21 protein-coding genes are annotated in these 24,177 nt (G+C 66.7%); 9 read left to right on the forward strand and 12 right to left on the reverse strand.

What is annotated here, in order from left to right:
- Nucleotides 1–289 precede the first annotated feature (289 nt).
- From HLH35_RS03465 to HLH35_RS03475, 3 genes are read right to left on the reverse strand one after another with little or no spacing between them, the layout of a single operon-like run.
- The gene (locus HLH35_RS03465; RefSeq protein WP_182977799.1) at nt 290–1,807 is read right to left on the reverse strand and encodes an efflux transporter outer membrane subunit; all 1,518 of its coding nucleotides are present in this window, start codon (nt 1,805–1,807) and stop codon (nt 290–292) included.
- A 4-nt stretch (nt 1,808–1,811) separates the two neighbouring features.
- Nucleotides 1,812–4,973, reverse strand: a complete 3,162-nt coding sequence (locus HLH35_RS03470) for an efflux RND transporter permease subunit (RefSeq protein WP_182977800.1) — start codon at nt 4,971–4,973, stop codon at nt 1,812–1,814.
- 6 nt (nt 4,974–4,979) lie between these two features.
- Nucleotides 4,980–6,143, reverse strand: a complete 1,164-nt coding sequence (locus HLH35_RS03475) for an efflux RND transporter periplasmic adaptor subunit (RefSeq protein ID WP_182977801.1) — start codon at nt 6,141–6,143, stop codon at nt 4,980–4,982.
- A 206-nt stretch (nt 6,144–6,349) separates the two neighbouring features.
- On the opposite strand from HLH35_RS03475, the gene HLH35_RS03480 reads away from it, so the two are divergent.
- From HLH35_RS03480 to HLH35_RS03490, 3 genes are all read left to right on the forward strand, one after another.
- Nucleotides 6,350–7,063 (forward strand): TetR/AcrR family transcriptional regulator, encoded by a 714-nt coding sequence (locus tag HLH35_RS03480; protein WP_182977802.1) that lies wholly within the window; start codon nt 6,350–6,352, stop codon nt 7,061–7,063.
- Nucleotides 7,064–7,310: 247 nt separating this feature from the next.
- On the forward strand, nt 7,311–8,723 hold the full coding sequence (locus tag HLH35_RS03485; RefSeq protein ID WP_182977966.1) for an MATE family efflux transporter: 1,413 nt from the start codon (nt 7,311–7,313) through the stop codon (nt 8,721–8,723).
- Between the two features lie 42 nt (nt 8,724–8,765).
- A complete protein-coding gene (locus HLH35_RS03490; protein ID WP_182977803.1) occupies nt 8,766–8,969 on the forward strand; it encodes a hypothetical protein in 204 nt (67 codons plus the stop codon).
- A gap of 42 nt (nt 8,970–9,011) precedes the next feature.
- Here the strand turns inward: HLH35_RS03490 and HLH35_RS03495 are convergent, their stop codons facing one another.
- From HLH35_RS03495 to HLH35_RS03530, 8 genes are all read right to left on the reverse strand, one after another.
- The gene (locus HLH35_RS03495; RefSeq protein ID WP_182977804.1) at nt 9,012–11,216 is read right to left on the reverse strand and encodes a methyl-accepting chemotaxis protein; all 2,205 of its coding nucleotides are present in this window, start codon (nt 11,214–11,216) and stop codon (nt 9,012–9,014) included.
- Between the two features lie 312 nt (nt 11,217–11,528).
- Nucleotides 11,529–12,461, reverse strand: coding sequence for an electron transfer flavoprotein subunit alpha/FixB family protein (locus HLH35_RS03500; protein WP_182977805.1), 933 nt, complete (start codon nt 12,459–12,461; stop codon nt 11,529–11,531).
- A 2-nt stretch (nt 12,462–12,463) separates the two neighbouring features.
- Nucleotides 12,464–13,213 (reverse strand): electron transfer flavoprotein subunit beta/FixA family protein, encoded by a 750-nt coding sequence (locus HLH35_RS03505; protein WP_182977806.1) that lies wholly within the window; start codon nt 13,211–13,213, stop codon nt 12,464–12,466.
- A gap of 83 nt (nt 13,214–13,296) precedes the next feature.
- Entirely contained in the window at nt 13,297–14,946 is a 1,650-nt protein-coding gene (locus HLH35_RS03510; RefSeq protein ID WP_182977967.1) for an electron transfer flavoprotein-ubiquinone oxidoreductase, read from the reverse strand.
- A gap of 112 nt (nt 14,947–15,058) precedes the next feature.
- Nucleotides 15,059–15,703 carry a 2OG-Fe(II) oxygenase gene (locus tag HLH35_RS03515; protein WP_182977807.1) on the reverse strand — a complete coding sequence of 215 codons (645 nt, stop codon included), beginning with the start codon at nt 15,701–15,703 and terminating at the stop codon, nt 15,059–15,061.
- A gap of 16 nt (nt 15,704–15,719) precedes the next feature.
- On the reverse strand, nt 15,720–17,093 hold the full coding sequence (gene hemN / locus HLH35_RS03520; protein ID WP_182977808.1) for an oxygen-independent coproporphyrinogen III oxidase: 1,374 nt from the start codon (nt 17,091–17,093) through the stop codon (nt 15,720–15,722).
- A 5-nt stretch (nt 17,094–17,098) separates the two neighbouring features.
- The gene (locus HLH35_RS03525; RefSeq protein WP_182977809.1) at nt 17,099–17,887 is read right to left on the reverse strand and encodes an OmpW/AlkL family protein; all 789 of its coding nucleotides are present in this window, start codon (nt 17,885–17,887) and stop codon (nt 17,099–17,101) included.
- A gap of 85 nt (nt 17,888–17,972) precedes the next feature.
- The gene (locus HLH35_RS03530) at nt 17,973–18,449 is read right to left on the reverse strand and encodes a hypothetical protein (RefSeq protein ID WP_182977810.1); all 477 of its coding nucleotides are present in this window, start codon (nt 18,447–18,449) and stop codon (nt 17,973–17,975) included.
- 183 nt (nt 18,450–18,632) lie between these two features.
- Between HLH35_RS03530 and HLH35_RS03535 the strand changes: the two genes are divergently transcribed.
- Nucleotides 18,633–19,385 (forward strand): Crp/Fnr family transcriptional regulator, encoded by a 753-nt coding sequence (locus tag HLH35_RS03535; RefSeq protein ID WP_182977811.1) that lies wholly within the window; start codon nt 18,633–18,635, stop codon nt 19,383–19,385.
- An 18-nt stretch (nt 19,386–19,403) separates the two neighbouring features.
- Here the strand turns inward: HLH35_RS03535 and HLH35_RS03540 are convergent, their stop codons facing one another.
- Nucleotides 19,404–20,633: an AI-2E family transporter gene (locus tag HLH35_RS03540; RefSeq protein WP_182977812.1), complete on the reverse strand. Its 1,230-nt coding sequence runs from the start codon at nt 20,631–20,633 to the stop codon at nt 19,404–19,406.
- Nucleotides 20,634–20,932: 299 nt separating this feature from the next.
- On the opposite strand from HLH35_RS03540, the gene pqqA reads away from it, so the two are divergent.
- Genes pqqA through pqqE form a run of 5 tightly spaced genes read left to right on the forward strand, consistent with a single transcriptional unit; the run spans nt 20,933 to nt 24,118 of the window.
- Nucleotides 20,933–21,013, forward strand: coding sequence for a pyrroloquinoline quinone precursor peptide PqqA (pqqA, locus tag HLH35_RS03545; RefSeq protein ID WP_012224451.1), 81 nt, complete (start codon nt 20,933–20,935; stop codon nt 21,011–21,013).
- 60 nt (nt 21,014–21,073) lie between these two features.
- A complete protein-coding gene (gene pqqB / locus HLH35_RS03550) occupies nt 21,074–21,997 on the forward strand; it encodes a pyrroloquinoline quinone biosynthesis protein PqqB (RefSeq protein WP_182977813.1) in 924 nt (307 codons plus the stop codon).
- Nucleotides 21,994–22,731: a pyrroloquinoline-quinone synthase PqqC gene (gene pqqC / locus HLH35_RS03555; RefSeq protein WP_182977814.1), complete on the forward strand. Its 738-nt coding sequence runs from the start codon at nt 21,994–21,996 to the stop codon at nt 22,729–22,731. Before pqqB ends, pqqC begins: the two co-directional genes overlap by 4 nt.
- The gene (pqqD, locus tag HLH35_RS03560) at nt 22,728–23,021 is read left to right on the forward strand and encodes a pyrroloquinoline quinone biosynthesis peptide chaperone PqqD (protein WP_182977815.1); all 294 of its coding nucleotides are present in this window, start codon (nt 22,728–22,730) and stop codon (nt 23,019–23,021) included. The genes pqqC and pqqD overlap by 4 nt, the downstream gene beginning before the upstream one ends.
- Entirely contained in the window at nt 23,018–24,118 is a 1,101-nt protein-coding gene (gene pqqE, locus HLH35_RS03565; RefSeq protein WP_182977816.1) for a pyrroloquinoline quinone biosynthesis protein PqqE, read from the forward strand. Before pqqD ends, pqqE begins: the two co-directional genes overlap by 4 nt.
- The last annotated feature ends 59 nt before the right edge of the window (nt 24,119–24,177 follow it).

The following is a 24,177-nucleotide window of genomic DNA, read 5'->3' on the forward strand; positions in this document are numbered from 1 at the left end:
TTAAGTCCCGCGATCGTATCGCCGCGGGTTTCTTGTTTTCAAGAGTGGGCCATTCCGGTCTTCTCACTCTGATGAAGCTTTAATGACGGGTTTTTTTCTACCGGTCAAACGAAATATGCAAATAAACGCCGTTTGATGATTTTGTTGCAGCGCACAATACATCGCAACGCACAATAAACGATCACGTTCCATTCACTGTTATTTCATGTCAGTGCCGAATTTTCGTGCAGACACAAAAAAGGCGGGTCCCGAAGGACCCGCCTCGCCTGTCCGACCGGTGCCCGGCCGTTCAGCCTTTCTGCGTCGCGCCGCCGACGATCCGGCTCGGCGGCGGCACGCTCTGTTCCGTCCATCCACCCCCCAGGGCGCGATAGACGGTGATCAGGTTCTGGTAGCGCGCCTCATGCACCGAGATCCGGCTCTGCTGCGCGCCATACAGCGTGCGCTGCGCGTCCAGCGTATTCAGGTACGAATCCACCCCGGCATCGAAGCGCAGCCGCGCCAGCCGGTAGGCATCGGCCGAGGAGTCCACCAGCGCATCGAGCTGGCGCGCCTGGTCCAGATAGGTCGCCCGCGCGGCCAGCGCGTCCGAGACCTCGTGGAACGCCGTCTGGATCGCCTTTTCATAGGCCACCATGCGCTGGTTGCGCAGGGCCTTGGCGGCCTGGAGCGTGCCCTCGTTCTGACCCCAGGTCAGCAGCGGGATCTGGATCTGGGGATTGACCCCGAACGTGGTGGCGCCCTGGGTGAACAGGTTGCGGAACTGCAGGCTGGATACGCCCTCCGACGCCGTCAGGGTCAGGCGCGGGAAGAAGGCCGCCCGCGCCGCGCCGATATCGTCGTTGGCCGACAGCAGCGAGAATTCGGCGGACTGAATGTCCGGCCGCCGGTCCAGCAGGTCCGACGGCAGTCCGGCCGGCAGGTCGGCCAGGACCGTCTGCTTCCCGAACGGCGCGGGGGCCGGCAGGTTGGCAGGCAGCGGGGCCCCCACCAACAGCGCCAGCTGGTTTTCGTCCTGCGCCACCTGGCGCTGGTACTGGGCATGGTTGGCCGCCGCCTGCTCCACCTGGGTCTCGACCTGACGCAGGGTGAGCTGGTTGGCCTCACCGTGATCGAAGCCGGCCTGGGTCAGGCGCAGCGTCTCCTTCTGCGACGCCAGCGTCTGGTCGGTCACCTTCAGCTGCTCGGTATCGGCCAGCCACGCCACATAGGTGGTCGCCACCTGCGAGATAACGCTGATCAGCAGGCTGCGCTCGCTGGCGGCCTGGCTGAGAACCTGGTCCGCCGCCTCGCGCGACAGGCTGCGAATGCGGCCGAACAGGTCGATCTCATAGGACGAGAAGCCGATACCCGCCTGGTAGAATTTGAAGACGTGGCCGTCGGCATAAGGCTGGCCGCTTTTACCCTCCTGCAGGCCCGGCGCGAAGCTGAGACCCGCATTGCCCGAAGGCGCCTGGTAGACCCCCTGCCCGGTCGATCCGATCTGCGGAAAGAGCGAGGCATGCTGCACCCGGTACTGGCCCTGCGCCTGCACCACGGCATAGGCCGCCGAACGCAGATCGCGATTGTCCCGCACGGCGAGCGCGATCAACGCCTGCAGCCGTTGGTCGACGAAGAATTCGCGCCAGCCCAGGTCCGAAGCCGCCGTGCCGATCTGCCCGGGAGCGCCGGCATGATAGGCCGGCCCCTGCGGCCAGGTCGACGCGACCGGCAAGGCCGGCCGCTTGTAGTCGGGAATCATGGTGCATCCCGACAGCGCCGCCAGGACCATCAGCCCGGCGCGGCGCGGAGAAAGAAACCCGTTCATGAACTCAGCTCTCCTGACCGGACGGCCCGGCGGGACGGGATAGATCGGCATGCGGGTCCACGCGGTCCTTCACCCGGCGAACCCGGAACAGCCGCAGCACCAGCACGAAGAACAGCGGCACGAAATAGATGGCCAGCAGGGTAGCCGACAGCATGCCGCCCACCACGGCGGTGCCGATCGCCACCCGCGCACCCGACCCGGCGCCGGTCGCGATCGCCAGCGGAAACACGCCGCAGACGAAGGCGATCGACGTCATCAGGATCGGCCGCAGGCGCTCACGTCCCGCCTTGACCACCGAGTCCAGCAGGCTGTCGCCGGATTCGAAGAAGGCCTTGGCGAATTCCACGATCAGGATCGCGTTCTTCACCGCCAGCCCCACCGTGGTCAGCAGCCCCACCTGGAAATAGACGTCGTTGGCCAGGCCCCGCCACAGCGTGGCGGTCAGCGCCCCCAGCACGCCCAGCGGAATGACCAGCATCACCGCGAAGGGCACCGCCCAGCTTTCATACAGCGCGGCCAGACAGAGCAGGATCACCGTCCCGGCCAGCGCGTAGAGCGGGCCGGTCGAGCCGCCGGATGCCATCTGTTCGAACGACAGACCCGTCCATTCATAGCCGATTCCGGGCGGCAGCTTGGCCAGCGCCTCCTGGATCGCCACCATCGCGGTGCCGGTGCTGTAGCCCGCCGAAGGCTGGCCCAGGATTTCGTAGGCGTTCAGCCCGTTATAATCCTCGACCTTCTGCGGCCCCACGACCCAGTGGCCCGAAGCGATCGCATTGAAGGGCACCAGCCCGTTGCCCACGTTGCGCAGGTACCATTTGTTCAGGTCCTGCGGCAGCATGCGCGCGTCCGGCTCGCCCTGGATATAGACCTGCTTCACACGGTCATCGCGCATGAACTGGTTGACGTAGATCGAGCCCAGCGCGCCCTCGACCATCGTGTTGATCTCGGCATTCGTAACACCCAGCGCATTCGCCTTCTCGCGATCGATGTCGAGCTTGTATTGCGGCGCATCCTCCAGGCCGTTGGGGCGGACCGCCAGCAGGCGCGGGTCCTTCGCCGCCGCCATCAGGATCTGGTTGCGCGCGGCCAGCAGCTTCTCATGCCCCACATGGCCGCGATCCTCCAGTTCCAGGTCGAAACCGGTCGCGTTGCCCAGTTCCAGCACCGCGGGCGGGTTGATGGCGAAGATCTGGGCCTCGGGATCACCCCAGAAATGCATCATCACCCGCATCGCGATCGCGGCGGACGAGCGCGCGGCGCCGGGGCGCAGATCCCAATCCTTCAGCCGGATGAAGAAAGCACCGGCATTCTGGCCCTGCCCCGCGAAGTTGAACCCGTTCATCGCGAAGACCGACACCACATTGTCGCTTTCGCTCTTCAGGATGTAGTCCGTGACCTTGTGGTTGACGGCAGCCGTCTGCTCCTTGGTCGCGCCCGGCGGCAACGTCACCTGGCCGAAGATCAGCCCCTGGTCCTCGTCCGGCAGGAAGCCCTGGGGCAGACGGGCGAACAGGAACACCACCAGCCCGGTCAGCAGCACATACAGCACCAGCGACACCGCGCTGCGCCCCAGCATCCAGCGCACGCCGGACTGATAGCCGGTGTTGATGCGGGCGAAGGTGCGATTGAACCAGCCCGCCGGGCCGCGCGTCTTCTCATGCGTGCCGGGCTTGAGCATCGTGGCGCACAGGGCCGGCGTCATGATCATCGCCACCAGCACCGACAGCCACATCGCCGCGACGATGGTGATCGAGAACTGGCGATAGATCACACCGGTCGAACCGCCAAAGGCCGCCATCGGCAGGAACACGGCCGTCAGCACCAGCACGATGCCCACCAGCGCGCCCGAGATCTCGTCCATCGAGACGCGCGCCGCCTCCCTGGGCGAGAGCTTCTTCTCCGCCATCACGCGCTCGACATTCTCGACCACCACAATGGCGTCATCGACCAGCAGGCCCACCGCCAGCACCATGGCCAGCATGGTCAGCGTGTTGATCGAGAACCCCAGCGCCCCGAGGATGCCGAACGTGCCCAGCAGCACCACCGGCACGGCGATGGTCGGGATCAGGGTCGCGCGGAAATTCTGCAGGAAGATCAGCATCACCACAAAGACCAGCGCGATCGCTTCCGCCAGGGTGATGACGACTTCCTTGATCGACAGGACGATGAAGGGCTCGGTATCCAGCGGATAGACGACCTTCAGCCCCGGCGGGAAGAATTTCTCGAGCTGCGCCATTTCGGCGCGGACCGCGCTTTCGGTCGTCAGCTGGTTCGCGCCCGGGGCCAGCTTCAGCGCCATGCCGACGGTCGGCTTGTTGTTGTAGAACGAACTGATATTGTAGGTCTGCGGTCCCAGCTCGACCCGTGCGACATCGCGGATGCGCACCTGCGAGCCGCCCTGGGCCACGCGCAGCAGGATGTTGCCGAATTCCTCGGGCGAGGTCAGGCGGGTCGGGCCGATGATGGTGGCATCCATCCGCGCGCCCGGGCTGGCCGGCAGGCCGCCGATCTCACCCGACGAGATCTGGATGTTCTGCTCCTGCAGCGCCGTCTGCACGTCGCTGATCGTCAACCCGTATTTGAACAGCTTGCCCGGGTCCATCCAGATGCGCATGGCATATTCGGAGCCGAACAGCGTGTGGTCGCCCACCCCCGAAACGCGGCTGATCGGGTCGGACACGTTCGACGCCACATAATCGGCGATATCGAAGCCCGACATGCTGCCGTCGGTGGAGATGAAGGCCAGCACCAGCATGAAGTTCCTGACCGCCTTGGTAACGGTCAGGCCCTGGGCCGTGACTTCGGTGGGCAGGCGCGGCTGGGCAAGCTGCAGCTTGTTCTGCACCTGGACCTGCGCGATGTCGGGATTGGTCCCCTGCTCGAACGTCAGGTCGATTTCCATCTGTCCGCTGGCGTAGGACTGCGCCGAGACATATTCCAGATGGTCCAGCCCGTACATCTGCTGCAGGATCGGCCGCACCACGGTGTTGTTCACCGTCTCGGCCGAAGCGCCGGGATAGGTCACGCTGATCGCGATCTGCGGCGGCGCGATGGAAGGATACTGGGCGATCGGCAGGCGGAAGACCGAGACCGCCCCCACCAGCATGATCACCAGCCCGATGACCCATGCGAAGATGGGCCGGTCAATGAAGAAGCGCGACATGGGTTCTTATCCCGCCTTGCCCTGCGGGGCGGGCTGGGCAGCCGCCTCGGTGGGGGAGACGGTGTCTCCGGGGTGGATCTTCTGCAGGCCGCTGACCACGACCCGCTCGCCCGGCTTCAGCCCGGCGGTGACGATCCAGTCGCTTCCCGCCGCCGGCCCGGTCGTGATGCCGCGAATGGAGACCTTGTTGTCCGCGCTCACGACCATGACCGTGGGGTCGCCGTGCGAATTGCGGGTGACCGCATCCTGCGGCACGCGCAGCGCCGTGGGGTCGACACCTTCTTCCAGCCGTGCATGCACATACATGCCGGGCAGCAGCATGTGCGCCGCATTCGGCATCACCGCACGGACCACCACGGTCGCCGTCGTCTCGTCCACGTTCACTTCCGAGAATTCCAGCCGGCCCGGCTGCTCGTAGGTGCTGCCATCCTCCAGCGTCAGGGTAACAGTGGCGGCGTCCTGCCCCGCGCGCTGCAGCCGCCCCTGCTCCAGCTCACGCCGCAGTTCCAGCAGCCTTGTCGCCGGCAAATTCACATCCACATAGATCGGGTCCAGCCGGGTGACGATCGACAGGTTGCTGCTCTGCCCAACCGTGGCCAGCGCGCCGACCGTCATCAGCGACCGGCCGATCCGGCCGGAAATCGGCGCCAGCACGCGGGTATAGTTCAGGTTGACCGTCGCACTTTCCACATTCGCACGGGCCTGGGCGATGTCGGCATCGGCCTCGCGCGCCGCCGCCAGGGCATCGTCATAATCCTGCCGGCTGACGGCATGGGCACGCACCAGCGGGCCGTACCGGTCCAGCTTCGCCTGGGCGGTCACCTTTGCCGCCTGCGCGTGCAGAAGCTGCGCCTTGGCCGCGTCATAGGTCGCCTGATAGGCCGACGGGTCGATCTGGTAGAGCTGCTGGCCCGCCGTGACGTCGGTGCCTTCGACGAACAGGCGCTTCTGGATCACCCCGTTCACCTGCGGACGGACCTGGGCGATCTCGATCGCCTCGGTCCGGCCCGGCAGGTCGGTGGTGACGCTGAACGGCGCCGCGCGCAGGGTCAGGACACCGACCTGCTGCGGGGGGGGGGCGGGGGGCGCTGCCTGGCGCTTGCATCCGGCCAGCGCCAGAGACGCACAGGCGGCAAGAAGGACGGCGCGATGGGGACGGGGGTACGTCATTGCGTGATTGAGCCCTGCGGAAACATAGGTCGCCGGCCCTGGCCGGGAAGCGGGAACGCAACGCCTGCGGCCTCGCGAAACCGTCCCATGCAGTACCGGCATATGGAAACCGAGTGGTTTTCTTGATCGGAAACTATTTCGTTTCTAAACTCCGGTCAATGCTCGCCCAGCCAGGGGCCCCCTCGAGACACGAAGGAATTGCCGGAATGCCCGTTACCGGGGCGACGACATCGGATCTTGTGCTTCCCCGCCCCCGCGAGCCCGAGGAATTGTGCCCGGAGAAGCGATGCGCGGGCCGCCCCCCCGTGCTGGAAGGTGGCGAACGGCGGGAACTGATCCTGAACGCGGCCTGCCAGGTTCTGGACAATCACGGCTATCATAACGCGTCGATGGACAAGCTGGCCCAGTTGTCGGGCATGTCCAAGAAGACGATCTACCAGATGTTTGCGTCCAAGGAGGACCTGTTCCGCACCCTGATCAGCGAGCGGCTGTTCGACATCAAGTATCTGGCGGTCCATTGCCCGGCCGGCATCACGCCCGAGGCCGAGCTGGTCCATATCCTGATGGCGATCGCGATGCGGGTGCTGGCGCCCGAGCGGATGTGCCTGGTCCGCGCCATCGTCGGCGAGATCCGGGATTCCGCCGAGATCCGCCGCATCATGCAGAGCATCGAGCTGTGCGGAAACTGCAACCAGATCGAGAAGTGGCTGGAGCGGCAGCAGCAGGCCGGAACCTGGCCCATCGACGATGTCGAGGATCTGGGAATCGGCCTGTTCAACATGACGGTGGGCAAGCTGATCCTCGGGGAACTGTTCCATTCCCGCGACCTGGTGACCCCGGACGAGATCGAGGCCAATATCCGCCGCTGGGTCCGCATCTTCCTGACCGGCCTGAAGGCCATCGAACCGGCCCATCCCTGACCGCCGCCTTTCCGCCACCATCTTCGGCCATGGTCAGGTGCCTGCAACGGGCCACCGTCCGCGCGGCACATGCATGATCGGGCTTTCGCGCGGCAGGAAAGAGGCTATCATCCGGACAATGATCCCAGGACCCTCAGGCAGGGCCGCGCGCGGCACCGGCGGCGCGGCCGGACGCGCAGCCGGGCCGGGCAAGGACGCGGCCCCCGTGAGGCCCTGCCGTCCCGCCCGTTTCTGCTCCGGCGACATCATGCGCCATGTGGTGGTCATGGCCGGCACCGGGGCAATCGGGCTGATGGCCGTGTTCGCCGTCGACCTGCTGAACCTGTTCTATATTTCACGGCTGAACGATCCGGCACTCACGGCCGCTATCGGCTTTACCGGCGCGGTCGGCTATGTCCAGATCGCGGTCTCGATCGGCATGTCGATCGGGCTGGGCGCGGTTACGGCCCGCCAGATCGGCGCCGGCCGGCATGACCGGGCGCGGCGCATCGCCTCATCCTTCCTGCTGGTCATGACGATCGTCATGGTCGCCCTGGGGCTGGCAACGGCCCTCTTCTCAACGCCGATCCTGCATCTGTTCGGCGCGACGGGGCAGGTAGCGGAACAGGCCGGCCAGTATATCCGCATCGTCTCGCCCGCCTTGTGGCTTGTCGCAGCAGGCATGGGCTGCTCCAGCCTGCTGCGCGCGGTCGGCGACGCCAAACAATCGATGAACGTCACTTTGATCGGCGCGCTGGCCTCGGCCATGCTCGACCCGCTGCTGATCTTCTGGCTGCATCTGGGGCTGGAAGGGGCCGCCATCAGCACCATCCTGTCCCGGGGGCTGGTCGCCGTTCTGGGCTATCTGGCAGTGCGGCAGCACGACCTGCTGACCATGCCGTCCACGCGCTATGTCCTGCACGACGCCAGACTGGTCGGCGGCGTGGCGATGCCGGCGATCCTGACCAATCTGGCCACCCCGATCGGCGGCCTGTTCGTCACCCACGCAATGGCCAAGTTTGGCCTGGCGGCCGTGGCCGGGCAGGCGACGATCGACCGGATCGTGCCCGTCGCTTTCGCCTTCGTCTTCGCGCTGACGGGCTCGGTGGGGCCGATCATGTCGCAGAACCAGGGCGCGGGCCATCTGGACCGGGTACGCCAGACGCTGGTGGCCGCTCTGAAACTGGTGGCGATCTGCGTCGCCCTGACCTGGGCGATTCTCCTGCCGGCGCAAAATCTCGTGGTCCAGGTCTTCGCCGCGCAGGGCGCCACGGCAGACCTGATCCGCCTGTTCTGCACCTGGACCGTCGGCGGCTATCTGTTCATCGGCATGCTGTTCGTCGCCAACACGGCGTTCAACAATCTGGGCTTCCCGCTCTATTCGACCCTGTTCAACTGGGGGCGGGCAACGCTGGGCACCATTCCGTTCGTCTGGATCGGCATGCGCTTCGGCCCCTGCGGGGTGCAGGTGGGGCAGGTGCTGGGCAGCGTCGTCTTCGGCGCCTGGGCCGTGCTGACGGCCTTCTCGGTCGTACGCAACCTCAAGCCCGGACGGGTGGCGCCCGGCCTGGCCGCCGAACTGCCGGGACGGACCGCCAAGAGCGCAATGGCCGAACTGAACGAACTGGACGAGGAAGAACAGATCGCCGACGACATGGCCGACCAGTCGGCACGAGCATGACCCTTCGCACCGGCGAAGGGACAGAGGGAAAGGACCGAAGCGATGTCCAGACTGACCGAGGAAGAACGGAACGCCCTGCCGGACGAGGCCTTCGCCCTGCCCGGACGGCGCTACCCGATCCATGACGCGGCCCATGCGCGCGACGCGCTGACCCGGGCGAGCGCCATGCTCCACGAAGGCCATCTGAGCCAGACCGAGTACGAGACGGTCGTGCGCCGGGCGCGCGCGGTACTGGGCGAAGACTGAAGGCGCCGGCCGGGATCGGCGCCCCGGCCCACTCGCCGGTTTTCAGGCGCGCGTGCGCAGCCGGCGTTCCACCCCGGCGCTGCGTCCGGGCAGCAGGAACCGGTTGACATGGTTCGCCAGCTTTTCCGTCTCGCCCGTCAGGCGGCGCGATGCGGCGCGGGAATGGTCGGCCACGGCGGCGTTCTGCTGGGTCGCCTGGTCCATGGTGCCGACCGCGATATTGATCTCCGACAGGGTGGCGGATTGCTCCTGTGCCGACACCAGGATCTGGTTCAGATTGTCGCTGATCCGGTCGATGAAGACCGAGATATCCTTCAACGCCGTCCCGGTATCGCCGACCCGCTGCGCGCCGGTCTTGATATCCGATCCGGTCTTCCTGACCAGCACATTGATGTCCCGCGCCGCCTCGGTGCATCGCAGGGCAAGGGCCCGGACTTCGCTGGCGACGACCGCGAAGCCACGACCGGCATCTCCGGCCCTGGCCGCCTCGACAGCCGCGTTGAGCGCCAGGATATTCGTCTGGAACGCGATGCCGTCGATCGCCTCGACAATCGAGACGATCTGTTTCGCATTGTCCTCGATCCGCTGCATCGCCTCCTGGGTCTGGCGCATGATGTCCGAGGACGCGGTGGCGGAACCGCGCGCCAGCAGGCCCACTTTCTGCGCATCGCCGATCTGCGTGGTCGAGCTGCTGACGCTCTGCGTAATCTCGTTGACGGCGGCGGCGGTCTGCTCGAGCGAGGCGGCCTGCTGCTCGGCGCGCTGGGCCAGGTTTCCCGCGTCGGACGCAACCTCTGCCATGCCCTTGCGGATGACCTGGCCCGACATGGCAATATCGGACAGCGCATCGGCGAGCTGACGGACGGACTGATTGAAATTCCGCCGCAGCGGCTCGAATTCGGCTGACAGGCAATCATCCAGTTCGAAGGACAGGTCGCCCTTTGCCAGCCTGTCCAGGCCCGCGCCCATCGTCCTGACGACCTTGTCGATGCTCCGCAGCTTCAGTTCCTCTTCCTGCCGGGTCTTCCGTTCCAGCTGCTCATGCCGGCGCCGGGCCTCCGCCGCTTCCGCTTCGGTCAGCCTGGCCTGCAGCAGCGAGGCGCGGAAGCCTTCCAGGCCATGGGCCACCATGCCGATTTCATCGTGACGGTCCGTCCCCGAAATCCTGCCATCATATCTGCCGCCGCTGAGGTCGGAGACCGAGGCCAGCAGGCCGCCGAACGGTTTCTTGATCAGCCGTCCGGAGATGAGATAGACGACCAGCACCGCCAGCACCATGAAGACCAGACCCGACGTCACGAGTGCGACGACATTGTCACGCACCGGCGTCGTCAGGGCGGATACGGGCACATCGACGACCAGGGTCCAGACATTGTCGAAGCCCGGGATCACGAAGGGGATCAGGATACGTTCCTGCGTGCCGCCCAGGAAACCACGCAGGATCCGGACCTTGCGGTCCTGGATCGCCCCGGACAGCGCGTCTTTCCCTTCTCCCTGATAAGGCTGCATCAGCAGCGTCTCGTCCGGGTTCGCGATCCAGAGCATGTCGTCGGAGAGCAGCGCGATGTTCCTGCTGCCGAATATATGCGCATTGCCCAGCAGGGTGACGATCCAGTCGAGCGGCGTATCGATGCCGGTCACCCCGATCTTCTTGCCGTCGAAGACCACGGGATAGGCGAAGGAGACCATTTCCACATGGTTGCTCTCCGCCACATAGGGGGCGGTCAGGATGCCGCTCCCCCGCGCCATCGGCAATGTGTACCAGGGATGGTCGTACTGGTCCTTGATGGCATGGTATGCAATCGTCCTGTCGGCCCTCCGGGTAAAATAGGGAAAGAAGATCCCGTTCGCATTGCTGCCGATCGCCTGCGGGTCCCTGCGACCATCGAAGCCCGAGGGCGCTTCCTCCATCCACATGCCGAAACTGTCGGTGAAGCGCGTCTCGCTTTCATTGAGCAGGCTGAGGACCGCCGCCCGGCTGCCGGTCCCGGCCTTGTGAGAGGCCTCGATCGACGCGGCCGTACTGCGGACGATGGCATTCTGCTCGGACATGCGCAGCACGATCTGGTCCACCAGGATCCGGCTCTGCGCGACAGCCTCCGAAAAGACGCTTTTTTCGACCTGGGACTTCATCATTCCGGCCGAGATCGTCACGGCCATCGCCTGGATGACGATGAAGGCAAGGCCGCACATCAGGACAATGCGCGTGGACAGGCTGTTCCACAAACGATTCGAATGACCGGGCATCAGGCGTTCTGTCCTTTGTACGCTCGCAACCTCTCGACGGAAAATATTATCTTTATTCGCCCATATCGTTTCAAATAAAAAACGATCTGTCGCGCGAAAGGCCCTGACATCAGGAAATCCGGACGCTATTTCCCTCCCGCGAGCCCCAGAAACTGGCGGTGTCAGGCAACTCCCTGACGCATTCATTCTATCCCGATCAATAAACGAACGGCCCGTCCGTCCCCGCAATTCATGGAATGAACTGTCAGGGACAAACGGGCCGCTGAAAAAAGCTAAAAAAACCAGAGTGAGGGACGGGCAGGGCCCGGAATATCAGCCCGCCTTGTCCAGCGCGGCTTCGACCTGCGGCAGGATGTCGAACAGATCGCCGACCAGCCCGTAATCGGCCACCTGGAAGATCGGGGCCTCGGGGTCCTTGTTGATCGCGACGATGATTTTGCTGTCCTTCATGCCGGCCAGATGCTGGATCGCGCCGGAAATGCCGACGGCGATATACAGTTCCGGCGCCACGATCTTGCCGGTCTGCCCGACCTGGTAATCGTTGGGCACGAAGCCGGCATCGACAGCGGCGCGCGAAGCACCGATGGCCGCCCCCAGCCTGTCGGCCAGGGGGTTCAGCAGCTTGAAGTTTTCCTCGTTCTGCATGCCGCGACCACCCGAGACGATCACCCGCGCCGATTCCAGCTCGGGACGCTCGGACTGCGACAGCGCGATCGAGACGAATTCCGACAGCGCCGGCCCTTCCGGCACCGTCACCTGCTCGATCGGGGCCGCGCCACCCTCGGCCGGGGCCGGATCGAAGGACGAGGCACGCACCGTCAGCACCTTCTTCGCATCCGACGACTTCACCGTCGCCAGCGCGCTGCCGGCATAGATCGGGCGCACGAACGTGTCGGCATCGACGATCGACACCACGTCGGGGATCGGCTGCACATCCAGCAGGGCGGCGGCACGCGGCAGCACGTTCTTGCCGCTGGCGCCGGAGGCCGCGACGATGTGGCTGTAGGCGGGGGCGAGGTCGGCGATCACCGCCGCCAGCGGCTCGGCCAGTTCATGGGCGGCCGCGGCACCGGCCGCGCGCAACACCTTGGCCACGCCGTCAATCCGCGCCGCCGCCTCGGCCACCGAAGCGTCGCCCGTCACCAGCGCATGCACCTCGCCCAGCGCGCGTGCGGCGGTCACGGCCGAACGCGACGCCTGGCGGATGATTCCGGACTCATGATCCAGGAAAACGAGTACGGCCATGATCAGATCACCTTCGCTTCGTTGCGCAGACGCGCCACCAGATCGGCGGCGGATTCGACCTTGATGCCCTGCTGGCGCGCCGGCGGCTCGGCCACCGAGACAATGGTCAGGCGCGGCGTCACATCCACGCCCAGATCGGCGGGGGCGATCGTCTCCAGCGGCTTCTTGCGCGCCTTCATGATATTGGGCAGCGAGGCATAGCGCGGCTCGTTCAGGCGCAGGTCGGCCGTCACGATGGCCGGCAGCGCCAGGGTCAGCGTCTCCAGCCCGCCATCGATCTCGCGCGTCACGGTCGCCTTGCCGTCCGCGATCTCGATCTTGCTGGCGAACGTCCCCTGGGCCCAGCCCAGCAGACCGGCCAGCATCTGGCCGGTGGCGTTCATGTCGTCGTCGATCGCCTGCTTGCCCAGCAGCACCAGGTCCGGGCTTTCCTTGGCCACCAGCGCCTTGAGGATCTTGGCGACGCCCAGCGGTTCCACCGCCACATCGGTCAGGACCAGGATCGCGCGATCCGCCCCCATCGCCATCGCGGTGCGCAGTGTGTCCTGCGCCTGCTGCACGCCGACCGACACCGCCACCACTTCGGTCGCGATGCCCTTTTCCTTCAGACGCACGGCTTCCTCGACCGCGATTTCGTCGAACGGATTCATCGACATCTTCACACCGGCGGTCTCGACACCCGTGCCGTCCGCCTTCACGCGCGGCTTGATGTTGAAATCGATCACGCGCTTTACGGGAACAAGAACCTTCATGGACCTCTTCGCCTGTCTGTCAGCGGGAATGTGGAGCACTCACCCCAAGGAGGGCGCCCCCAATAGCCCATTTCGCCGGAAAATCACATCCCACCGGGATAGTTCGGGCCGCCGGCGCCCTCGGGCGTCGCCCAGTCGATGTTCTGCACCGGGTCCTTGATGTCGCACGTTTTGCAATGCACGCAGTTCTGGGCGTTGATCTGCAGGCGCGGCGCGGTCTCGGCATCCGCCACTTCATAGACCCCGGCCGGGCAGTAGCGGCTCTCGGGGGCGCGGAACACATCCCAGTTCACCGTCTTCCACAGCGCGTCGCTGCGCAGCTTCAGGTGAACGGGCTGGTCTTCCTCGTGATTGGTCGCGGACAGGAAGACCGAGGACAGCTTGTCGAACGTGATCTTGCCGTCCGGCTTGGGATAGGCGATCGGCGGCGACACGCTGGCCGATTCCAGGACCTCGTTATCCGTATGGCGGTGATGCAGGGTCCACGGTGCCCGACCCCGCAGCAGCATGGCGTCGATGCCCGAATAGAGGGCGCCACCCTTCATGCCGAAGCGCGAGAAAGCGGGGCGGACATTGCGGACCGCGCGCAGTTCCTCCCACAGCCAGGATTTGCGCACCCGTGCGGTATAGGATGTCGGCTCGACCCGGCCGCCCTCCATCGCCTCGGCCACCGCCTCGGCCACCGCCTCGGCCGCCAGCATGCCGGACTTCATCGCGGTATGGGTGCCCTTGATCTTGGGCACGTTGAGGAAGCCGGCCGTATCGCCGATCAGCGCACCGCCGGGGAAGGTCAGGCGCGGGATCGACTGGATGCCGCCTTCCGACAGCGCCCGCGCGCCATAGGCGATGCGGCGCCCCCCCTCGAACGTGCCGCGGAAGGACGGGTGCAGCTTCAGGCGCTGCATCTCGTCGAACGGCGACAGCCAGGTGTTGGGATAGTCCAGCCCGACCACGAAGCCGTACGAGACCAGGTTCTCGCCGAAATGATACATCCAGGCGCCGCCATAGGTCCGGTTGTCCAGCGGCCAGCCGAAACTGTGCTGCACCAGGCCGGGACGGTGCTGTTCGGCCGGGACCTCCCACAATTCCTTGATGCCCAGCCCGTAAGTCTGCGGGTCCACGCCCTTGCGCAGATTGTACATCGCCATCAGCCGCTTGGTCAGCGAGCCCCGGCACCCTTCGGCGAACAGGGTATATTTCGCGCGCAGCTCCATGCCCGGCGCGTAGTTCGGGCCGGGCTCGCCATCGCGGCCGATGCCCATGTCACCCGTCACCACGCCCACGACGCGCCCGTCCTCGACCAGCACATCCGCGCCGGCGAAGCCGGGGTAGATCTCCACCCCCATCTCCTCGGCCCGCGCGGCCAGCCAGCGGCAGACATCGCCCAGGCTGACGATGTAATTGCCGTGGTTGCGCATGTGCGGCATCACCCGGTCCAGCATCGGCACGGCATAACCCCGGCTTTCGGTCAGGAAGAGCATCGCCTCTTCCGTCACCGGCGTATTCAGCGGGGCGCCCGTTTCGCGCCAGTCGGGCAGCAATTCGTCCAGCGCGCGCGGTTCGATCACCGCGCCGGAGAGGATATGGGCCCCGATCTCGCTGCCCTTCTCGATCAGGCACACCGTGGCCTGCGGCAGGATCTGCCGCAGGCGGATCGCCGCCGCCAGACCGGACGGGCCGCCACCGACAATGACAATATCGAATTCCATCGTCTCGCGCGCGTGTTCGGTCATTGCCTTTCTCGCCTCGTCCTGCAGTTGCTGCGCCATGAACGCCACGGCCTGGGTGGAAGATTTATGCCTTCCTAGAACCGAACGGGGCCGGAACGCAAAACCGGCGGACCGGTCAGCCCCCGGGGCCGAACGCCAGTTCCCCGGTCGCACGCCATTCGGACGAGACGAAATTGACGATCAGCGACCGGCGCAGGCCCAGGATCGGCCGGCGCACGAACCCATGCCAGCTTTCCTCGCCGGGCACGAACATCAGGCCGGAATTGAACACGCCGCTGGCCCGCGCGACCGGCCTGCCATCCGCCGTCATCAGGTCCGTGCCCCAGTCCGCCGCCCCAGGGCCGGTGGAAAGTGAAACCAGCAGGGTCAGCTTCTTGGCCCCGATATCGGTATGCGGTTCCAGCCAGAATCCGTCCGTGTCCAGGCACAGTTCCAGCCGCAGCGCGGTGCCGGCCAGCCGGGCGCCGCAGCACGCGGCAATGGCGTCCCGGGCCTCCGCCGCGTCGAACATGCGGGCCAGCAGGTCCAGGCCCGGATCGCGGCGCGTCCGGGGCGTGACGAAGACGCGCCGGCCATTGCGGGCATCGCGCCGGCCGCCGGTATCGCCGCCATGGGCGTCCGCCCCCGGGTCCCAGGCCAGCAGCGCGGCACGGGCCGATGGCGGCAGAACGTCGTCCAGCAGCCAGTGCGCGAACGGCCACGCCCGGGCCTGCGCCCCCCGTACCGACACGGACGCCTGATTGGGCACGGCACCGCTCATGTCCACCCCGGCAGGCCTACAGCGCGCCGGCATGGCGCTTGACGCCGGCGGGCGCATGATGCCCATCGAACATCGCCGCGATATTGCGCAGGAAGGGGCGCCCCTCCTCGGTCACGCGGATCAGGGAACCGTCCAGCACCACCAGCCCGTCCGCCTCGGCCTGGCGCAGGGCCGGCCATGCGCTGTCGTACCAGGAGGCCGGGACACCGTGGCACAGGCCCATGGCCACCGGGTCCACCCGCAGGTCGCACATCAGCCGTTCGATCACCGCGCCCCGCAGCCGGTCGTCATCGCTCCGGCACACGCCGCGCACCGCCGGCAGGCTGTCGGGCGCGGCTTCCATCGCCCGTGCGTAAAATGCCTGCGCCGGCACGTTCTGCGTCATGCCCTGGGGAAAGCTGGAAATCGCCGAGGCGCCGATACCGACCAGCACCGGCGCGGGATCGACCGTATAGCCCTGGAAATTGCGGCGCAGCGTCCCGCTTTCGGCGGCATGGCACAGCGCATCACCCGGCAAGGCGTAATGGTCCAGCCCGATGGCGCGATATCCGGCACGCCGCAGGGCCGCATCGATGCGCGCCCGCTGGGCCAGCCGCTCGGCCGGCGGCGGCAGCGCGCCTTCGGGCAGCAGGACCTGGCGCTTCTGCTTCCACGGCACATGGGCATAGCCGAACACCGCCAGCCGGTCCGGCCGCAACATGTCCGCGACCGTCCGCGCGGTGTCGCCCGCCCCTTCGACCGTCTGGTAGGGCAGGCCGTAGATCAGGTCGACATTGATCGAGCCGATCCCGGCCGCACGCATCCGGCGCACGCAATCCTCGGTCTGTTCCAGGCTCTGTATCCGGCCGCTGGCCGCCTGCACGGCCGGATCGAGATCCTGGACCCCGAGACTGGCCCGGTTGAATCCCAGCGCACCCAGCAGCGGCGGATAGTCGGCCGGCAGGAAACGGGGATCGAGTTCGATCGCGATTTCGGCGTCCGCCTCCACGGCGAACAGGCGACGGATCGTCTCCATCACCGCGCGCATGCTCGCGGGCGGCAGGGTCGTCGGCGTACCGCCGCCCCACTGCACATGCCGGACCGGACGACCGGGGCCGAGCCGCGCCGCCACCCGTTGCAATTCGTCGATCAGCAGTCGGGCATAGCCGGCCCGAAGGTCGGCATCGCGTACCACCGAGGTGTTGCACCCGCAGAACAGGCACAGCACGTCGCAGAACGGGACATGCAGGTAAAGCGAGACCGGCGTGCCCGCCGGAACCGCCCGAAGCCATGCATCGGCTTCGGCGGCGCCGACCGTGGCGTCAAACTGCGCGGCGGTCGGGTAGCTGGTATAGCGCGGCAGATTGCCCCCATACCGAACCAGAACGTCGGGAGGAGGCAATCCGTCCATCAGGGTCAGAACCGGTATTCGATACCGGCGCCAACCACGGTCGGGTCGAGCGAGTCATGCGCCTTGATGAAGGGGCTGCTGGTGCCGCGGTCATTGGCCCAGGCATGCATCCGCATGAACATCTGCTTGACGTCGAAATTGAAGAACCAGTTGCCCACCAGCTGATAATCGAAGCCCGCATTGACCGACGGGCCACCGGTAAAGCCGACATTCAGCTTCTGCACCAGGCCGCCGGCCGGCGAGACATTGTGGAACCAGGCCATCGTGCCGCCGACACCCACATAGGGGTTGAAGCGCTTGTGCGGCCGGAAATGCCACGCCAAGGTCACGGTGGGCGGCAGCACCCAGGCGCTGCCGACATCGACATGGGCCGCCCCGCCGACGCCCTCGGCCGCAACCTCATGCCGCGAACTGGCGGCGATCAGGTCCACCGACAGATTGTCGGTGAAGAAATATTCGAACGTCAGTTCCGGCGTGACCTGGCGCGTGGTCTTGATCCGGCCCGGCACCGCCGCGTTGTTGATCCACAGCTTGCTGTCGCGGTCTTCGGGCAGCACGCCCAGCGCGGACAGGCGGATCAGGAAATCGCCTTTACCCAGGCCGATCTTCGTGCTGGCGCAGGTCTCGAACAGGCCGCAATGGCTGCCGCGCGAGGGCGGCGGCGGGACGGCATCGGAGGTGACAGGCGCATTGACATAGGCCGACGGCGTCGCCGTCTGGGCACGTCCCGCGCCCGGCACCAGCGCCAACAGGCCGGCCAGGGCCGGGACGACGAGGCTACGGGTCAATTTCATCGTGTACGCCTTTCAACTTTCAGCGATGAATCACATCGTGTGGCGTGCATTGATCACGCACCGCCTGTCATCGCCTTGACATAAATCAAGCCATATTCTGCGATATCTCGATCAGCGTCCGAAACGACATCGGGTGGGTCATATCCCGCCCCCGCGTCGCCAGACGTGCCAGAAGGGCAGGCTGGTCCCCCGGCAGAATGACGCGCGCGCCGCCGCACCCGGCCTTGCACGCCATATTTTCCAATGCGGGCAGAAAGGCCTCCAGCACCGACCCGACCTCGCCGAAGGTCAGCGCGACGAAATGCTCCGCCGTCAGGACCCGCCCGTGGCGCATATCAGGATCGCAGCGAAAGGATATCAGTCCGCACGGCCGGCAGGCGGGGCCGTGGCGCGCCACGAGGATGCCCTGCCGGCCGTGCGGGCCCGTGCGCATGGCACGCCGCGCCAGGCGCATCCACGTTCCGCGTGCCATCGCGGGATAGGCCGTGCGCACCAGCGGATAGGCCAGCGCGACGTCCTCGGGCCGCAGAAGACCGACGACAAAGCCGGTGTCAGGGTTCATGATCGGGAGCGGCTGGGGCCATCCATGCCTGCACGCTTGGGTCCGATGCAGTAAAAGACATTGATTCAGATCAATTCAGCCCGCATTCTGTCCTATGTTCGGCCCGAGCGGACGGATGGCCGCCTGCGCCGAAACGACCGGCCCGCTCTCCGGCGGGCCTGAACCGGGAGGAACCCGGACGATATGTCTGACCAGACCACCTGCCGGCGCGATGCCCGCCCGCGCCGCCTGATCCTGGCCGGAGCCCACCGGCAGCCCGGCTATTGCCTGACCTGCGGCATCCGGGCCCAGAGCATATGCAGCGTCATCGACGATGACGACATCGCCCGGCTGGCCGAAACGGCGGTCGAGACGCTGGCCCTGCCCGGCCGCACCTTCATCGAGGAAGGCGCCCCGGCTACCGATTTCTACAATATCACCTCGGGCAGCGTGAAACTGTTCAAGGCGCTGCCCGACGGGCGGCGGCAGATCACGGGCTTCGCCACCACCGGGCATTTCCTGGGCCTTGCGGTGTCGGACCAGTACGCCTTCGGTGCCGAGGCGATCGACACGGTGCGGCTGTGCCGGTTTTCGCGGCCGCGCATGCGGCAGCTGATGGACGATTTCCCCCGCCTGGAACGCCGGTTGCTGGCGGAAGCGTCGAACGAGCTGGTGGCGGCGCAGAACCAGATGCTGCTGCTGGGCCGCAAGACGGCGCGCGAGCGGGTGGCCAGCTTCCTGCTGGAACGCATGCGCGAGGCCCGGGACCCGGCCGAGGACGTGCCGCTGCCGATGACCCGGTCGGACATGGCCGATTATCTGGGCCTGACGATCGAGACCGTGAGCCGGACACTGAGCTGGATGCGCACCGAACGGCTGATCGCGATCGGCAAAGGCCACACCGTGCGCATCACCGCGATGGAGCGACTGGAAGCCCTGGCCGCAGGAGAAAGCTGAAAAGCTTAGGCGCGGCTCCTACTCCACCTCATGGCTTGGCTCGGCAACGACGGCGGGCGGATGCGCCTTCGGGCCGCGCGTGGGGCCGCCCACGATGTGGCCGATCGGCGTCAGCACCTCGACATGGTCGCAGATGATCTTGAAGACCGCGAGCATCGGCACCGACAGGAAGGCCCCCCAGACCCCCCACAGCCAGTCCCAGAACATCAGCGACCCCATGACCAGCACCGGATTGAGCGTGAAGCGCCGGGCCAGGACCATCGGGGTGATCGTCTCGCCTTCCATCAGATGGATGCACAGATAGACCATCGGCGGCAGCAGCGCCTGAAGGACCGAGGGAAAGACGAACAGGCTGATGACGAAATAGATCACGATCCCGGTCAGCGGGCCGATGATGGGGATGTAGTTCAGCAGAAAGGCCAGCACGCCCCACAGCAGCGGGTTGGGTAGGCCGAACGCCCAGCATTGCAGCATGTTCGCCAGCCCGACCAGCACGTTGATGATCGTGATCGTCGTCAGGTACAGCGAGACGTTGCGTTCGATCTGGTAGGCGATCTGCACCGCGCGGCGCTTGTCGGCGAAGGTCGGCATGATCTCCACGAAGCGCCGCAGCAGGCTGTCGCCCTGCGCCAGCAGGAAGAACAGCATCAGCATCATGGTGAAGAGCTGGCCCACGAACGCCCGCGTCCCCAGCAGCACGCTGGAACCAAAGGTGCCCAGCCCCCCTTCGGCCGACGGCGCGGACGGCGCCAGCAGCGCGACGTGCCCACCGCCATGGCCGCTCCGGCCGCTGACCACGGCCAGGAAGTTCTCGATCCGTTCGTTGGCGGCCTGGATCATCCGCAGCGGCCCGCCCAGGACCGCCATATGGGTCTGGATCGCGGCCATGGTCTGCGGCGCACGGCTGATCCAGCCGGCGGCGGGCACCGAAATGGCGGTGCCGATCGCCCCCACCACCCCGAACAGGCACAGGATCAGGAACAGCGCCGCCAGCGTCTTGGGCAGCCGCAACCGTGCATGCAGCACGCGCATCGGCGCGGACAGAAGCAGGTTGGCAACCAGCGCCAGCACGATCGGCAAGATGATCGCCGCCGCGAAATACAATGTGTAGAAGACCGCCAGCACCGTCAGGATCAGCAGGCAGATCGTCTGCGCGCTAAAGCGGCTGCGGCGCACGACCTCTCTGGCCCGCTGCTGCTGGCGCGCCTCGAACGTATCGGCTTCTTCGCTCTCGGGAGCCAACTGCATGCCCCAGCCTCGCCAACGGCAACCGGCGGACAGGACCCGTCCCAACCGCCATGGGAGGTGGCGTAGTCCCCCGCCCGCGCCGACGCAAGGCATAACGCGTATCAGCATTGGTGCCGCGCGTCGGGCGCGGCGCATGGGGGGTCCTCTTCGGCCGCCTGAATTCACAGAAACGTGAGTGATCCCGACGGCAATGGTCCGGAAAATGCCGTGATCAAGACTTGAAAGCCGGCGCCATCGGGCGTCACATCCACCTTGAAAGCGGGAGCCCCGCCTTCATGACCTGAATGATGGAGGATCACATGGCCTGGACTGCTCCGAAGATCACCGAAGTTCCGCTGGGCGCGGAAATCAACAGCTACGTCTGCGGCCAGAAGAAATAAGCCGCACGAGACGCCGCCCAGCCTCGTGCGGGCGGCGTTTCTGTTCTAGATATCTGCGCCATGATCGACATCATCGTTCTCGGCGCGGCCGCTGGCGGCGGCTTTCCGCAATGGAATTCCAACGCACCCGGATGCCGGCGCGCCCGATCGGGCGACCCCGACGCCCTGCCCCGGACCCAGGCCTCGATCGCCATCAGCGGCGATGGCGCCCACTGGTTCGTCGTCAATGCCTCCCCGGACCTGCGCACGCAGATCGGCCAGACGCCGGCGCTGCACCCGCATGAGGGCCTGCGCTCCACCCCCATCGCCGGGGTGATCCTGACCGGGGGCGAGGTCGATACCGTGACCGGCCTGCTGACCCTGCGCGAACGCCAGCCCTTCGCCCTGCTGGGCACGCGCCCGGTGCTGGACCTGCTGGACGCCAACCCGATCTTCGAGGCACTGGACCGCGCCATCGTGCCGCGCCTGGCCCTGGCGCTGGACGCGCCCCATGCGCTGACCCTGCCCAATGGAAAGCCGGCCGGGCTGACGATCACCCCCTTCGCGGTGCCGGGCAAGGTGCCGCTCTATGCCGAAACCGGCCCCGACCCCGCCGCCATCGTCGAGAATGGCGAAACCGTGGGGCTGGCGATCACCGACGGCACACGCCATGTCTTCTTCATTCCCGGCTGTGCGCGCATGACCGACGCGCTGCGGGCACGCCTGCGGGGGGCGGATATCGTGTTCTTCGACGGCACGCTCTGGACCGACGACGAGATGCTGCGCGCAGGCGTGGGGCAGAAGACCGGGCAGCGCATGGGCCATATGTCGGTCAGCGGCACGGACGGCACGATCAGCGCGCTGGCCGATCTGGAGATCGGGCACAGGATCCTGATCCACATCAACAATTCCAACCCCGTCCTGCTGGCCGACAGCCCCGAGCGCGCGGCAGCCCGCGCGGCGGGATGGGACGTGGCCTTCGACGGTATGAGGATGACGGTATGACGGGCCTTCCACTCTCCCCTGACGAACTGGAGGCCGCGCTGCGCGCCATCGGCGCCGAGCGCTACCACAATCTGCACCCGTTCCACCGGGCGCTGCATGACGGCCGCCTGACGAAGGGCCAGGTCCAGGCCTGGGCGCTGAACCGCTATTATTACCAGTGCCGCATCCCCGCCAAGGACGCGACCCTGCTGGCCCGGCTGCCGACGGCGGAGCTGCGCCGCGAATGGCGGCGGCGGCTGGTCGATCATGACGGCGACGCCCCGGGCACCGGCGGCGTGGCCCGCTGGCTGAAGCTCACCGACGGCGTGGGGCTGGACCGCGCCTATGTCGAGTCGCTGGAAGGGCTGCTGCCCGCCACGCGCTTCGCGGTCGATGCCTATGTCGATTTCGTGCGCGACCGCTCGATCCTGGAAGCCATCGCCTCATCGCTGACCGAACTGTTCTCGCCCACCATCATCAGCGAGCGCGTGGCGGGCATGCTGCACCATTATGATTTCGTCACCCCGGAAACGCTGGCCTATTTCCAGCCCCGGCTGACCCAGGCCCCGCGCGATTCCGACTTCGCCCTGGCCTATGTCCGCGAACATGCCCGCACCATTGCCGAGCAGAAAGCGGTGCTGGACGCGCTGACCTTCAAATGCGCCGTGCTGTGGTCGATGCTGGACGCGCTGGATTACGCCTATGTCGTCCCCGGCCGCATCCCGCCCGGCGCCTTCACGCCCGAACCCGCATGACCGACACCCCCACCCCGCCGGTCGCCGAAGACAGTGTCGTGCGCTTCCTGCGCGGGACCCGCTTGCAGCACGACCGGGTGCGCGACCAGTGGGTGATCCAGGCGCCGGAACGCGCCTTCATCGCCGACCCGATCGCCGCCGAGATCCTGCGCCTGGTGGACGGCACGCGGCCGGTCGCCGCCATCATCGACATCCTGGCCGAACGGTTCGCCGCCCCCCGCCCGGTCATCGCCCATGACGTGCTGGAGATGATCGCCAGCCTGGCCCAGCGGCAGGTACTGACCGCATGACCAACGCCCCCGTCCTGCCACCGATGAGCCTGCTGGCCGAGCTGACGCACCGCTGTCCGCTGCAATGCCCGTACTGCTCCAACCCGCTGGCACTGGACGGGCGGGAAAACGAGCTGGCGACGGAAGACTGGCTCCGCGTGCTGGACCAGGCGGCGGAACTGGGCGTGCTGCAGGTCCATTTTTCGGGCGGCGAGCCGATGGCCCGCCGCGACCTGCCGCAACTGGTGCGTCACGCAGCCTCGCTGGGACTGTACAGCAACCTCATCACCTCCGGCGTGCTGCTGACCGAAGCCACCCTGGCGCAACTGGCCGAGGCCGGGCTGGACCATGTGCAGCTCTCGTTCCAGGACGTCGATACCGCCCCGGCCGAGACCATGGGCGGCATGCCGGGCGCGCAGGCGAAGAAACTGGCGGCCGCACGCCTGATCGTGGCCGAGGGCACGCCGCTGACGACGAATTTCGTCATCCATCGCGGCAATGTCAGCCGTATCGGCCGCATGCTGGACCTGGCGGTGGAACTGGGCGCGCGCCGGGCCGAAATCGCCCACACCCAATATTACGGCTGGGGGCTGGTGAACCGCGCCGCCCTGATGCCCAGCCGCGCCCAGCTTGAAGAAGCGACCCGGGCGGTGGAAGAGGCCCGCACGCGGCTGGCCGGCAAGCTCGCGATCGACTACGTCACCCCCGATTATTACGCCGACCAGCCCAAGCCCTGCATGGGCGGCTGGGGGCGGCGCTTCGTCAATGTCTCGCCCATCGGGCACGTCCTGCCCTGCCATGCCGCCGAGACAATCAAGAGTGTACCCATCCCCGACGTCCGCACCGACAGCCTGGCAGCAATCTGGGCCGACGCGCCGCTCTTCCGCCTGTTTCGCGGCACGGACTGGATGCCCGAACCCTGTCGCGGCTGCGACCTGCGGGAACAGGATTGGGGCGGCTGCCGCTGCCAGGCCCTGGCCCTGCTGGGTGATGCCGCGGCCACCGACCCGGTCTGCACCCGCTCGCCCGACCATGCCCGGATCAGCAAGATCCTGGCCGACCTGCCCGAGACACCGCCGCCCCTGGTCTATCGCCGCTACGGCAACGCGCCGGGCTGAGGGTAGCGGCAAGGACTTTGCCCTTGACCCACCAAAGGGCAAAGCCCTTTGGAAACCCA

The sequence above is a fragment of the Gluconacetobacter asukensis genome (genome assembly GCF_014174375.1).
In the GTDB taxonomy this organism is placed as follows: domain Bacteria; phylum Pseudomonadota; class Alphaproteobacteria; order Acetobacterales; family Acetobacteraceae; genus Gluconacetobacter; species Gluconacetobacter asukensis.